Annotated in this window: 13 protein-coding genes; 5 read left to right on the forward strand and 8 right to left on the reverse strand. The window is 38.9% G+C overall.

The genetic code is table 11. The annotated features are described in order from the left end of the window. Nucleotides 1-83: 83 nt before the first annotated feature. Nucleotides 84-1,409, reverse strand: coding sequence for a sulfatase-like hydrolase/transferase (locus tag ABD769_RS21680; RefSeq protein ID WP_344853448.1), 1,326 nt, complete (start codon nucleotides 1,407-1,409; stop codon nucleotides 84-86). 113 nt (nucleotides 1,410-1,522) lie between these two features. Between ABD769_RS21680 and ABD769_RS21685 the strand changes: the two genes are divergently transcribed. Beyond that, on the forward strand, nucleotides 1,523-2,290 hold the full coding sequence (locus ABD769_RS21685; protein ID WP_344853449.1) for an MBL fold metallo-hydrolase: 768 nt from the start codon (nucleotides 1,523-1,525) through the stop codon (nucleotides 2,288-2,290). Between the two features lie 316 nt (nucleotides 2,291-2,606). Here the strand turns inward: ABD769_RS21685 and ABD769_RS21690 are convergent, their stop codons facing one another. Beyond that, nucleotides 2,607-3,194 (reverse strand): YceI family protein, encoded by a 588-nt coding sequence (locus tag ABD769_RS21690; protein ID WP_344853450.1) that lies wholly within the window; start codon nucleotides 3,192-3,194, stop codon nucleotides 2,607-2,609. A gap of 297 nt (nucleotides 3,195-3,491) precedes the next feature. Between ABD769_RS21690 and ABD769_RS21695 the strand changes: the two genes are divergently transcribed. Next, nucleotides 3,492-3,941, forward strand: coding sequence for a hypothetical protein (locus tag ABD769_RS21695; RefSeq protein WP_344853451.1), 450 nt, complete (start codon nucleotides 3,492-3,494; stop codon nucleotides 3,939-3,941). Nucleotides 3,942-4,269: 328 nt separating this feature from the next. On the opposite strand, the gene gcvP is transcribed toward ABD769_RS21695, so the two are convergent. The 4 genes from gcvP to ABD769_RS21715 all read right to left on the reverse strand — a co-directional run bounded on the left by gcvP (nucleotide 4,270) and on the right by ABD769_RS21715 (nucleotide 9,951). Beyond that, entirely contained in the window at nucleotides 4,270-7,146 is a 2,877-nt protein-coding gene (gene gcvP / locus ABD769_RS21700; protein WP_344853452.1) for an aminomethyl-transferring glycine dehydrogenase, read from the reverse strand. A gap of 481 nt (nucleotides 7,147-7,627) precedes the next feature. Further along, entirely contained in the window at nucleotides 7,628-8,191 is a 564-nt protein-coding gene (locus ABD769_RS21705; protein ID WP_344853453.1) for a hypothetical protein, read from the reverse strand. A 91-nt stretch (nucleotides 8,192-8,282) separates the two neighbouring features. Further along, on the reverse strand, nucleotides 8,283-9,188 hold the full coding sequence (locus ABD769_RS21710; RefSeq protein WP_344853454.1) for an EamA family transporter: 906 nt from the start codon (nucleotides 9,186-9,188) through the stop codon (nucleotides 8,283-8,285). 46 nt (nucleotides 9,189-9,234) lie between these two features. Beyond that, on the reverse strand, nucleotides 9,235-9,951 hold the full coding sequence (locus ABD769_RS21715; protein ID WP_344853455.1) for a pyridoxine 5'-phosphate synthase: 717 nt from the start codon (nucleotides 9,949-9,951) through the stop codon (nucleotides 9,235-9,237). Nucleotides 9,952-10,034: 83 nt separating this feature from the next. On the opposite strand from ABD769_RS21715, the gene ABD769_RS21720 reads away from it, so the two are divergent. Continuing rightward, nucleotides 10,035-11,675 carry an ArnT family glycosyltransferase gene (locus ABD769_RS21720; protein ID WP_344853456.1) on the forward strand — a complete coding sequence of 547 codons (1,641 nt, stop codon included), beginning with the start codon at nucleotides 10,035-10,037 and terminating at the stop codon, nucleotides 11,673-11,675. A 1-nt stretch (nucleotide 11,676) separates the two neighbouring features. Beyond that, a complete protein-coding gene (locus ABD769_RS21725) occupies nucleotides 11,677-12,057 on the forward strand; it encodes a GtrA family protein (RefSeq protein WP_344853457.1) in 381 nt (126 codons plus the stop codon). A 99-nt stretch (nucleotides 12,058-12,156) separates the two neighbouring features. On the opposite strand, the gene ABD769_RS21730 is transcribed toward ABD769_RS21725, so the two are convergent. Beyond that, a complete protein-coding gene (locus ABD769_RS21730) occupies nucleotides 12,157-12,279 on the reverse strand; it encodes a hypothetical protein (protein WP_344853458.1) in 123 nt (40 codons plus the stop codon). Between the two features lie 61 nt (nucleotides 12,280-12,340). On the opposite strand from ABD769_RS21730, the gene ABD769_RS21735 reads away from it, so the two are divergent. After that, nucleotides 12,341-13,321 carry a polysaccharide deacetylase family protein gene (locus ABD769_RS21735; protein WP_344853459.1) on the forward strand — a complete coding sequence of 327 codons (981 nt, stop codon included), beginning with the start codon at nucleotides 12,341-12,343 and terminating at the stop codon, nucleotides 13,319-13,321. 193 nt (nucleotides 13,322-13,514) lie between these two features. Here the strand turns inward: ABD769_RS21735 and ABD769_RS21740 are convergent, their stop codons facing one another. Further along, a complete protein-coding gene (locus ABD769_RS21740) occupies nucleotides 13,515-13,856 on the reverse strand; it encodes a DUF6370 family protein (protein ID WP_344853460.1) in 342 nt (113 codons plus the stop codon). Nucleotide 13,857 lies beyond the last annotated feature (1 nt).

Consider the following 13,857-nt stretch of genomic DNA (forward strand, 5'->3'; position numbering starts at 1 on the left):
TAAATATACATTTTAATTGGATATGATGGCGGCAAACTTTAATGGAGTAACGAACAACTCCCTTAAATACAAAACGTTAAGTTTTACTTTGAATTTCCAGGGTATGCGGCGTAAAGTTTCATTAAATGTGCTTTCTGATCGGCATATTTTACATCATCAATTAAGTTTACGCGTTCTGCCGGATCCCATGATAAATTGTAGAGTTCGGGTACTTCCTGGTTATCTTTTTTAGTAATCCGAAGTTTCCAATCGCCATCTTTTACTCCTTCCAAAACATAATTGTGGTAATAAATCGGGCGGTGCATTTTATGATCATTTTTATTGGTGAGCAAACCCGAGATCGACTCGCCATCATATACTTTCTGCGGAAGTTTAGTTTTGGTCCACTCGGCCAGTGTTGGGAAAACATCGAGATTAGAAATCGGCCTGGTTAACTGGGTATTGTTAAGCGTATGGCCCTTCCAATACACAATAAACGGCACACGGTGACCACCCTCGTAAGAAATGCCTTTCGAGCCCCTGAAAATCCCGGCAGAGCCTACATGGTAAAATTTGGTAAACCCATCATCATACATGCGCTGTGGTGCATTAATCCACGGACCATTATCGCTGGTGAAGATAAAAATGGTATTATCGGCCTGTCCGCAAGCAACTACCTGTTTCCAGATTTCTGCCAGACCTGCATCCATATCTTCAATCACATCTCCCAGTTTGCCACCTGCAGAAGATGTTTTTCTGCTTTTTTGAGCAGCAAAAGCTACGGGCAAATGCGGCATATTCTGCGCCAGGTAAAGGAAAAACGGTTTCTTTGCTGCAGCACTTTTTTTAATGAACTTAATCGATTCGCGGGTATAAGAACTGGTTAAAATGCTATCGTGTGGTTTATAAATCTCTGGCTTGGTATTTCTGAAAATCTTGATCGTGGTATCGGTTTTTACATAGGGCGCCCTGTAATCGTGACTGTATAAAAGGCCGTAAAACTCATCAAAACCTTTTTTATTCGGCAGTGAAACCCCGTAATCACCTAAATGCCATTTACCAACCAAAGCAGTGGCATAGCCTGATTGTTTAAGCATCTGCGCAATGGTAATTTCATCTTCGGGTATGCCGCGTTTATCGCCGGGACCAATTGGCCATGGCAGATCCATCCTGCTGCAATACCTTCCGGTTAACAATGATGCCCTTGAGGGTGTACAGGTTGGCGAAGTGGTTACAAAGTTGGTGGCTTTTATTCCTTTTGCTGCCATTCCATCTAAAAAAGGGGTTTTTATCAGCGGACTTCCATAACAAGAGATATCGGCATAACCCATATCATCGGCCAATACAATAATTACGTTTGGTTTTTGCTGTGCCTTTAATTGTAATGCGAAGCCGCAAGTAAGCAGAAAAATTAAGATTCGGAGATTCATGCCTGAAATTTAAGCATCATATTTTACAAAAAAAGGAAGTATCCAAGCTTTTACCGAAACAAATACACAAGTTTAGATTGTTACCTTTGTAGAAACATTAAAAGACTTATATTTTGCAAGTTCATACCCTATTCGAAGGAACCTACTCAGTTGATGCATCAAAGAAATTTGTGCCTTTCGACCCTGCTATACACAATTATAAAGACAGACCTGCTTCATTATTCATCAATGTTCAGCCTTTTTTGGTTGAGCTGAAAAACGACCTCGTACTTTTTGATACGGGTTTAGGATTTAGTGATGACCACGGCGAGCTGATTTTACATAAAAACATCCGCAACGCAGGTTTCGACCCCACTGATGTAACCAAAGTTTTGATGTCGCATTTACATTACGACCATTCTGGTGGTATGATTCACAAACAAGGAAACGATAAGGTTGAATTGAGTTTCCCTGATGCAGAATATGTAATTAACCGTGGTGAATGGGAAACCGCTTTCAGCAGCACTTCTTCGTCTTACCACACCGATATTTTTGATTTCGTTCAGCGCAATGCGCAGTTAAAGTTTGTTGAAGGCGATGGTGCGCTGGATGAAACCATTGCATACGAATTTACAGGTGCACACTGTCCTAATCACCAGGTTTTCCTTTTAACAGAAGGTAATCAAAAAGTATTTTTCGGTGGTGATGTTTTACCTGAACCTGAAGAACTGGTTAAAAATTTTATTGCTAAATACGATTTCGATGGCCGCAAGGCAATGGAATTACGAAAAGAATTTGGTAAAAGAGCTGCCGAAGAAAACTGGGAATGTTTATTCTATCATGGCAAAAGCGCTGCAACTGGTTTTGTAGATGCTGTAGAGGGTGGGTTTAAAATAAGGTAGTTTATTGGTCATTAGGCATTAGTCATTAGTCATTAGTCATTAGTCATTAGTCATTAGTCATTAGTCATTAGTCATTAGTCATTAGTGCGAACAGGTTCATAGAGGATTTAGTATGAATTAAGGCTCAAAAACCGATTTATTATTTTCTTAAGTTGTGGTTGGCTAAAGCCGAACCACAATGAATTTATCGTCATCTAATTTACGCTATGATTATTCATCGCTGCCTGCTTCAGCTGGCATAAAACAAAAAAAGCCCCGACGAATGCCGAGGCTTATACCTTTTAGCCCTCCCATGTAGGGGAGGGTTGGGTGGGGTTTATTTCTTAGCTACCAATTTCACAGTTAATTCAAAGTTATCATCAATTGCTTTGTCGCCAATGCTATCGAAGAATGATTTTGAACCGTATTTGATGTCATATTTAGTTCTGTCAACAACAATTTTACCAGCTAAAGCTGAAGCTGTACCATCTGCATTAACAGTTACAGTTGCAGGGAAGCTTAATGGTTTAGTGATACCTTTGATGGTTAAATTACCTGATACGGTTACGTTAGCACCTGAACCGGCAACTTTAGTGATTACGAAAGTTGAAGTTGGGAATTTAGCTGTACCAAAGAAATCGTCTGCTTTTAAGTGACCTTCTAATTTAGCGCTTCCATCAGCATCTTTAATTGAAGTCATATCGATTACAAAAGTACCGCCAGTTACACTTTTGCCATTAACGGCTAAGCTACCTGATTGTAAAGCTACAGTTCCGTTGTGAGAACCTGTTACTTTTTTACCAACCCAGGTAATGGTTGATTTTGCTGCATCTACAGTATAAGTTACTGGTTTGGTAGGGTTTTTAAAAGCTGACAACGCTACTACTGCCACTAATAAAAAAATTGAGCTGATTTTTAATTTCATTTTCTGGTTTTTTAAAATTTGATACAAATATAGATTAACTACCGATCTCTTGTTGTTGACCTATGTTAAGTTTTTTCAAAAATAATCGGATTTATTTAAAATCATTCTATTGACTGAAGGATTATGTTAAGGTTTAATCGGGTTAACGGAAAAGGTGGAAGGTAAAAGGTTTTAGGCAAAAAGTTTCCCTGCTGTAGCCTGAAAAAGAGCGTAATTAATATTTATAATACTTAATTTGGTTCCTATTACCGGTTGACAAAAAATATTATATTTAAAAAATAAACGCTAAAAGCACTTATGAAAAATAAAATTTATGTTGCGCTGTACCTGTCGTGTTTGTTATTAATCTTAACCGGCTGCAATTTTAACAGTACTTACCTAAACCGCGAAGAAGATAAAAAAGATGCTGAAAAAGTAACGAATGAGTTTTACAAGGTGCTGGAGAAAAAAGAATTTGGCAAACTAACTCCATTTTTTAGTCCCCGCTTTACAGCTGTTACCAAACCTGAAAAACTTAACGAATTTTTAGTTGCCACCACAAATAAACTTGGTGAAATAAAAAGTAAAAAATTAGATCACTGGGAATCCAAAGTGGTAAAAGGCTCTAATGCTACAGCTAATTATGTACTTTATTATATCGTAGAAAGAACAAAATTTCAATCGAAAGAAACGATCACTTTAACTGCCGAAAATAACCAGATTAAAATATTAGGCTACAATATTAATTCGGAAGGCATGTATAAATAGCTGATATAGAAGATCTTTATTGCTTCCTCAAAGTTAAATACCGCTTCAAGCCCTCCATTCTTAAACCTGATAGCAGCGAAAATCCTTTTTGTTTTGCCTCCGTCTTTAAAGATCGCGGCGTCGTTCCTCCTCGCAATGATGGTAACGAAAGCAGTACCCACAAAAAGATTGAGGCGAATGGCAGGGCTGCAGCCTCCGATGAAAAACCGACATTCATTTCCAAAAAAAAAATCTGCAAGCCTTATAAAATAAATTTATAAAACTTGCAGATGATCTATCCAAATAGATTGCTTCGTCGTTCCTCCTCGCAATGACGAAAAAAGGAGCCTTACGGTACGATCTCTTCTAAATAACTCTCTACCGGAGGACAGGCACAGATCAATGACCTATCGCCATGACTATCGTTAACACGACCAACCGACGGCCAGAACTTGCGCTCTAACACATATGGAAGCGGGAAAGCAGCAGTTTGACGGCTATAAGCATGATCCCATTCGTTAGCGGTAATTACCGACACCGTATGAGGAGCATTTTTTAAAGGATTATCTGTTTTATCTAAAGTTCCGTTCTCTACCGAAGAAATTTCGTTTTTAATAGCGATTAAGGCATCACAGAAACGGTCTAACTCATGTTTAGGCTCCGATTCTGTAGGCTCAACCATTAAAGTGCCTGCAACCGGGAATGATACGGTTGGTGCGTGGAAACCATAATCCATTAAACGTTTTGCAATATCAGTCACTTCGATTCCGAATGCTTTAAAAGCACGGCAATCTAAAATCATCTCGTGTGCACAACGGCCCTGAGCACCTGAATAAAGTACCGGGTAATGTTGCTCTAAACGCGCTTTCATATAGTTGGCGTTTAGAATCGCATATTTAGTGGCATTGGTTAAACCTTCAGCACCCATCATCGCGATGTATGCGTGAGAAATGATCAGGATTGAAGCCGAACCCCATGGCGCAGATGAAACTGCAGAAATTGATTTTCCTTTATCGATATCAACCACGGCATGACCAGGAAGATAAGGCACCAGGTGTTTAGCTACACCAATAGGGCCCATACCCGGACCACCACCACCGTGAGGGATACAGAAAGTTTTGTGTAAATTTAAGTGACAAACATCGGCGCCAATATTAGCCGGGCTTGTTAAACCCACCTGTGCGTTCATGTTTGCACCATCCATATAAACCTGTCCGCCATTAGCGTGGATGGTTTCGCAAATTTCGATAATGCTTTCTTCAAACACCCCGTGCGTAGACGGATAAGTTACCATTAAACACGAAAGATTGTCTTTGTGTAATTCTGCTTTAGCTTTTAAATCTTCAACATCGATGTTACCGTTTTCTAAAGATTTAACTACAACAATTTTCATATCGGCCATTGCTGCAGAAGCAGGATTAGTTCCGTGAGCCGACGCAGGAATTAACGCTACGTTACGGTGAAAATCGCCTCTATCCTGGTGATAAGCGCGTATAACCATTAAACCCGCATATTCACCCTGAGCACCAGCGTTTGGCTGTAAACTCATGGCTGCAAAACCGGTAATTTCGCTTAACCATTTATCCAGTTCGTTAAAAACAGAATAGTAACCCAATACCTGATCGGCAGGAGCAAATGGATGCACACGCCCAAAGTGAGACCAGGTAACCGGAATCATTTCTGCTGTAGCATTTAATTTCATGGTACAGCTACCCAAAGCAATCATCGAGTGGCAAAGCGATAAATCTTTTGCTTCTAGGGATTTAATGTAACGCAACATCTCGTGCTCTGAGTGGTGCGAATTAAAAATCGGGTGTGTTAAATAAGCCGAAGTACGTTGTAAAGCAGCCGGAATAACCGTTTCTACATTTTCTGCCACCTCAACCTGATCTGCAGCGATTGCTTTAACCTTTGCAAAGATTTTAGCAATTAAAGCTACATCTTCGAAAGTGCTGGTTTCGTCAAACGAAATGGTTGCTACATTACCAACATAGTTTAAGTTGATTTCGTTATCGATACATCCTGAATGGATACCGCCTTTTAAATCGCCTAAATCGAAACGGATGGTATCGAAATAAGCTGAGTTTAACTGCTCAAAACCTAAACCTTTTAAAGTTGAGGCCAAACTGATGGCCAAACCATGTGTACGTTCTGCAATGGCTTTTAATCCCTTCGGACCGTGATACGCAGCATAGAAACCGGCCATAATGGCCAATAATGCCTGTGCTGTACAAATGTTTGATGTTGCTTTATCTCTACGGATGTGTTGCTCGCGGGTTTGCAAAGCCATACGTAAAGCGTAATCGCCATGGCTATCGATAGTTACACCGATAATACGACCCGGGATGTTACGTTTATATTCTTCTTTGGTGGCAAAAAATGCCGCATGCGGACCACCAAAGCCCATCGGGATGCCTAAACGCTGTGTAGTACCCACAACCACATCAGCACCCCACTCGCCAGGAGGCGTTAATAGAGTTAAGCTTAAAATATCGGCAGCTACGGTTAATTTAATATTTTTGCTATGCAATTCAGCCGCAAAGTTTTTATAATCGAAAACTTCACCATTTCCGGCTGGATACTGAACTATTGCACCGAAAAATTCTTCGGTAGCATTAAAATCCACATGACTTCCGATAACCAGCTCAATACCGTAAGGATTGGCACGTGTTTTTAAAATATCAATCGTTTGAGGAAAAACAAGTTCCGACACGAAGAACTTTTTAGCGGCCTGGTTTTTACGCAAACTATATTGCATAAACATCGCCTCAGCAGCCGCCGTACCTTCATCCAATAAAGATGCATTGGCAATTTCCATTCCGGTTAAATCGATAACCATCGTTTGGAAATTTAATAAAGCCTGTAAACGACCTTGAGCAATTTCTGCCTGATATGGTGTATATTGCGTATACCATCCTGGGTTTTCGAATACGTTACGTAAAATTACACCCGGGGTAATGGTATCATAATAACCTTGTCCGATAAAGCTTTTGAAAACTTTATTCAACAATGAAGTTTGTTTTAAAGCACCAAGATATTCAGTTTCTGATTTCGCTGCAGGCAAGTCTAAAGGCTGTTTTAACCTGATTGCCGTCGGAACAGTTTGTTCTATCAGCTCATCAATAGAATTTACGCCAACAGTTTGCAACATTTCGGCTGTATCTGCCTCATTTGGCGCAATATGACGATTTTGAAAATCTTCCTTGTAATGGATATTTAAGCTCATGCGGTATGAATAATAAATTTGCGTGCAAAGGTAGCAAAAACAGCGCTGTATTTCACTATCAATCAGTGTAAAAAAGGTGTCTTATTTATGCTTAAAAGCGACAAAATTGGTAGATTATCTGCTAAAAATCAAGACAAACGTTTGTTCAGTTTTTAGTAAATATTTTGATTATTTGGAAAGCAGTGGCTGTACTAAAATTTAAGTTTGTTCGGGCCGTACGTTTCAGTCTTTTTGAGATTTTGATTATTCAGCCCTTAAAAAGCCGCTGTTATTTCGAGGCATAATTTATTGCATAAAAATCAATATTACTAACAAAGAGGTTAAAGTAAATAACTCCTAAAAGTTACCGTCATTTCGAGCGGAGAGCAGCGAAGTCGAGAAATCTATCTCGAGATAGATCTCTCCATTCCACTACGTTTCAGTTGAGATGACGGCGCTTTTTAGTCTTTTTACTTTGGTCTTTCAGTTTTAGTCTTTCAACCTACTTCTGCACTTTCCAGCCTTCATCTTTACTTAACTTTAATTTATAGGTTTTGGTAATGAAGTTGCTGTTTTTATTGGCGTCCTTATCGAAGGGTTCGAAATCGGTACTTGTCATTTTAAGTGATACGGTAACTTTTGCCGTGCTTGAGTTTACCTGTGCAAAATCAACTGGTTTTTCGTCCGATAAAACATATTCTACCACCTTTACCGTGGCCCTGTCGCCATCCTGTTTCAACACCAGCGGACTTGCTTTATCGGTTAAGGTTATCTGATATACAAAGCTGCTATCTTTCGAAAGGAATTTCTTTTTGGCTTCTTTTAAACTTAAGGTAACCAAACCTTTGCTGGCTAACGATTTATATTTTCCCAGTTCGAACATATCGTTTGTACTGTTAAATTTCATCTCGCCAAACTTAAACCTGGTGGTTTTATACTCGGGATTGGCTTTTAAGTAGCTCGTAATCACTTCTGCTGCTTCATCCTGATTGATGGTGGTTTTGGTTTTACAAGCGGTTAAGCCGAGAACAATAAACGATAATATATAAATGGTCAAATTTTTCATATGTAAATGTTTTTCCTTTTTAAAGGTATTTAATTTTTTAATAAGTCGGATGTCCGGGGTCCGAAAGTCTGAAGATTATTTATCGTGTATATCAACCTTCCTGCCCTCTGCCTTTTTTCAGATATTTCAGGTTTGGTAAAACCATCGCCGATAAAATCACCACAACCCCAATCCACCTTAAAAATGAAACCTGTTCCTGCAATACAAATCCAGCCATCATTACGGCAACGGGTAATTCTGCCGCGCTTAAAATAGAACTCACAGCAGTACCAATTCTCGGTACGCCTTCTGCATAAAACAGAGGTGGGATAACCGTACCGAAAACAGAGATAATTAAACCCCATTTCAGTAAGCTACCACCCAAAGCACCATTAAATAAAAATGCTGGCGGGAAAATAATGAAAATCAATATACAAGCTCCGGTGATCATGAGTGCACTTTTCTTTAACGGAGCATATTCATTACCAATCCGGCCGCTTAACAATAAAAAGCCTGCATAACAAAGTGCAGCAAGTAAACCGAAACCAATCCCTTTTAAATCCATGCTTTGGATGCTGGTTTCTACCATTCCGCTCGCTAAAACCGTACCACCTAAAACCAGCACAATGGCCAGCAACTGTAAACCGGTAGGTTTCTTTTTAAAAATGAGGTATTCCATTAAAATACTCATCCAGATAAACTGCATCAGTAAAATAATGGCAACCGAATTGGGCACCAGTTTTACACATTGATAATAGAAAATACTCACCAAGCCTGTACAGGTTCCGGCAATTACCATTTTCCACCAGGGTGTTATGGCAGGTACAGCTTTAGCTTTATAACCTGCTGTTCTGCTTTGGAAGAAAAATAAAACCCATAAAATTACAGCTCCGAAAAAAGCCTGGGCGCCGGTAACATCACCTAAAGTATAACCTTCGTGGTAAGCGAGTTTAACAAAAGTAGACAGGATACCAAAACTACAGGCACCCAAAAAAACAAGGAGAATTCCTTTTAACATTTATAAATTATAAGGTATTAATATCGGGGATCAAGACTGACCTGACTTAAGCCAGTTGTTGTAAATATTTCTGAACGGTTGTTTCCAAACCTAAGTAAAGCGCATCGCTGATTAAGGCGTGACCGATAGAAACTTCCAGTAACCCCGGAATGCTCTGTGCAAAATAATGCAGGTTGTGCAGATCCAGATCGTGACCGGCGTTAATACCTAAACCTAAAGTATTGGCATGATGTGCCGCAGCAATATAATTTACAATTGCTTTTTCGCGATCGGCATAATAATTATGAGCGTAAGCTTCGGTGTACAGTTCAATGCGATCGGTTCCTATTTCCGCTGCACCTTCTACCATGCCTACCACAGGATCTACAAAAATAGAAACGCGGATACCTTCTTTCTGGAAAACGGCAACCATTTCTTTCAGGTAATCTTTATGTTTGATAGTGTCCCAACCATGGTTTGAGGTAATCTGTCCTTCGGCATCAGGCACCAAAGTTACCTGGGCAGGTTTGTTGGCCAAAACCAGGTCAACAAATTTATCTTCCTTACAATTTCCTTCTATATTGAATTCGGTAGCGATAACAGCCTTTAAATCGTACACGTCCTGGTAGCGGATATGGCGTTCATCCGGGCGTGGGTGCACCGTAATTCCCTGCGCGCCGAAACGTTCGCAATCTAATGCAACCTTAACTAAATCAGGATTATTACCCCCGCGACTGTTGCGGAGCGTAGCAATTTTATTGATGTTAACCGATAACTTTGTCATAACGCAAAGATACGGCTTTGCCCCTGTTAATCTTAAACCTTCAAAAAATTTGACTTTTTTTTGCTCATATTTGCTTCCTGTAAATGAACTTAAAAGAGACCACGCTATATAAAATTTTAATCGCCCTGGTTGCACTGGTTAGTGTGTTGGCACTTTTTGGTGGAGTAATGGAACCTGATTCTGCACTTTATGCATCTATCGCCAAAAATATGGTGCTGCGGAACGACTGGATCAATATTTATGTTCGCGGTGCAGATTGGCTGGATAAACCTCATTTAACTTTCTGGCTGGCCGCTGCCTCATTTAAATTTTTCGGAATTACGGCTTTTGCCTACAAACTTCCTTCCTTTCTGTTCGGATTATTGGGTGCAGGGTACCTTTATAAACTGGCAAAGGATATTTATAGCGAAAAAACAGGTTTAATCAGCGCCCTGATTTTTTTAAGTTCGCTGCATATCCTCATTTCTACTTTCGATGTGCGCGCAGAGGTTTATATTACCACTTTTACACTAGCCGCCATTTATCATTATTACAAGGCACATCAAAGTTCGTTTTGGCATACTGTTGCGGGTTCGTTTTTCGCTGCCTGCGCCATCATGATTAAAGGCATATTTGTGTTGATTCCGGTTTTCGGAGGATTTATCATTTACTGGCTGTTAACCAAACAGTTTAAGCAGTTATTAAAACCAAAATGGTGGCTGGCCATTATATTGATTTTTATTTTCATCATTCCTGAACTTTACACTTTATACATCCAGTTCGATTTACACCCGGAGAAAGTAGTTTTCGGAAAAACCGGGGTTTCTGGTCTGAAATTTTTCTTTTGGGATAGTCAGTTTGGCCGCTTTTTTAATAATGGACCGATAAAAGGTAAAGGCGATATTTCTTTCTTTTTACATACCACGCTTTGGGCATTTTTACCCTGGTCGATACTGTTTTATACTGCTGTGGTTAATCTATTTAAAAAGAAAAACAGGGTCAATTTACCTGCAGAAAGCATCATCATCTGGACGAGTGCAGCGATTACATTCTTGTTATTTTCACTTTCTAAGTTCCAGCTGCCACATTATATTTTGATCATTTTGCCTCAATTTGCCATTATTATTGCATTATACTTGCAAAAAATAGAGGGTAAAAGTTTAAAAATATTTTTCACTATTCAAAATGTGCTGGCGGTTTTAATTGTTTTGGTACTGTCTGCTGTTGCTGTCTTTTTTGGTTTTACGAATAATTATTTAGCGATTGCAGTTTTAGTTAGTTTATTGGCTGTTTCCTTTTTAATTTTTAAAGGATTAAAGGCTGAAAATCTACTGGCAAGAAGTACGATAATTTCCGTTGGCTTAATGATTTTTCTATCTGTATTTTTCTATCCATCCGTTCTCAAATATGAATCGGGTATGGAAGCCGGTAAATGGCTCAAAGAAAACTATCCGGATGCTAAAGCTTCTGTTTTGATGTATCCTGATGCTTATTCATTCGATTTCTATGCCAATGGCGAGCCGAAATATTTCTGGAGTTATGATGCACTAAACAACACTAAAGATAAAAAGGATCTGATCATTTACACGCCGGCAGCTGAATTGGAGCGATTAAAAACTGAATACCATGCCGAAGTGTTAAAATCTTTTGAATACTATCACATTACCAAGCTCACCGGAAAGTTTATTAACGCCAAAACACGTCCTCAGTTATTAGAACAATTTTATTTGGTTAAAATACATTAGCATGGATTTATTCTTCCGCATCTTAAAATTTGGATTAACAGGTTTCATCGGAATGGCGATCGATTTTGGTGCAACCTGGCTGTGTAAAGAAAAAATTAAAATCAATAAATACATTGCTAACGCCATTGGTTTTACTTTAGCAGTAACCAATAATTACCTCATTAACCGGGTGTGGACATTCGAAAGCACCAATGTGCATTGGGCAACTGAATTTAGTAAGTTTTTGGTGGTGAGCTTAATCGGCCTTGGGTTAAACACTTTTATCATTTATCTTTTTCACCAGCGGAAAAACGGGACAAACTTTTACGTAGCTAAGTTTTTCGCGATCGTAATTGTTTTTGTGTGGAATTTCTTAGCGAATATGCTGTTTACATTTAGGTAAATCTGACCATTAAGAAATTAAGAACATTAAGAAAGCCTGGATATGTTATACGATTGGCACAGCCCAATAAACCAATGCCCACTGAACTAATGAACCTTATTAAGAAACGTTTTTACCGACAAAGTAAAATACAACAAGCCAGATTAATCCTTTAATCAGGAAAAACAGGAAGCCAACGAGGCCTACTCTTTTAAACCATAATTTTACTTTTTCTTTGTTCATTGGGATGGTTTGTAAAGATAAACGATTTGAATTAAATTAGAAAGATTTTAAATAAGGAAATATGAAGTTATCCAGGTCTTTACTCCTCACTATTGTTTACATCTGCTTTTTTTGTATTCAAATTTTTGCACAAAATTTTGATGATGTTAAACGTTACAAAGTGAATTTTGCCCTGGCGAACCGCATTGATGAAAAGCTGATTGCACTGAGAAGTTTTTCTTCGAATAACCAAAAATATCTTTTACTGGTTAATCCCGAAACGTTAGACACTAAAGTTGATCTGGCCACTAATTATACCACAAGCAGTTTAAAATTTCAGAATGTGCTGGCAATTTTTAAAAACACGGCCTATGTTAAATCCTTGGAAGCAGCGGCAGCAAAAGATCTCCAGTTGCAAAACGCGGGGATTGATCATGCCATTCCGAATGAAAAAGGGATTACTTTAACCATCGATCTTTGTCCTTCGCATAAAGCTTTAGACCGGATTATTTTCCAATCGGTTTTTGATGAGTTTAAAAAGACGGAGTTACCTGCCCCGCTTGCAGTGTCGGTTTCTGGTAAGTGGATGTTAAAGCACCAGGATGACCTGAACTGGTTGAAAAGTCTGGTAGATAAAAAGGAACTGAACATTACCTGGGTAAACCATACCTACAACCATGAAGTAAATAAACTGCCTCTGGCTGAAAATTTCCTATTGGCACCAGGAACCAACTTAGACGTAGAAGTATTGGAGAATGAAAAACTGATGCTTATAAATGGTTTAACACCTTCTGTATTTTTCCGTTTTCCGGGCTTGGTTTCTGATAAAGCAATTGTTGAAAAAATTGAAGCTTATGGGTTAATCCCGGTTGGAAGCGATGCCTGGTTAGCCAAAGGACAGCAACCTAACGCAGGCAGTATTGTTCTGATTCATGGTAACGGGAACGAAGAAATCGGTGTGAAGGATTTTATACAGTTGTTAAGAACCAAACAAGCTGATGTAAAGAACAAACAATGGCTGCTTTTTGATTTAAGACAGGGCTTGGAAAAGGAATTTGAGTAATTGCATTTTTAACCGCAAAGATTGTTTTATCTAATTACCGTCATCCCGAGCGAAGTGCAACATAGTCGAGCGATCTATCTAAACAGATCTCTCTCTCTAATATTCGGGACGTTTCAGCAGAGATGACGATCACTTTATTGAAGTCTAACATTAGCGCCTCTTTGCAAAAAACTTTGCTTCCTTTGCGGTAAATCTATTTCTTAACAGGCAATAACTTTATTTCTTTTGCTTTAAAACGGTTATTTACAATTTCGCCGGTAACTTCTGCTTTGCTTACGGCGTTGCAAAAACCGTGTTCGCCATGTGCATCTCCAAAATCATCGATGCCTTTGCCATCTACAAAATAAGGTTTGCCATCTATTTTAACGGCTAATTCACAATCTTTACCTTTCATTTTAAATTGGCATTCGCCACAGGCAATGTCTACCACCTGTTTGGTAATCACTTTTGCTGCTACAGTTTTTTGAGGTGTGGTTTGGGCCTGAGCTATAAAAGCGAAAAAACCGATACAGCATGTTAATATAATACTTTTCATA

It is taken from the genome of Pedobacter jeongneungensis (genome assembly GCF_039538295.1).
In the GTDB taxonomy this organism is placed as follows: domain Bacteria; phylum Bacteroidota; class Bacteroidia; order Sphingobacteriales; family Sphingobacteriaceae; genus Pedobacter; species Pedobacter jeongneungensis.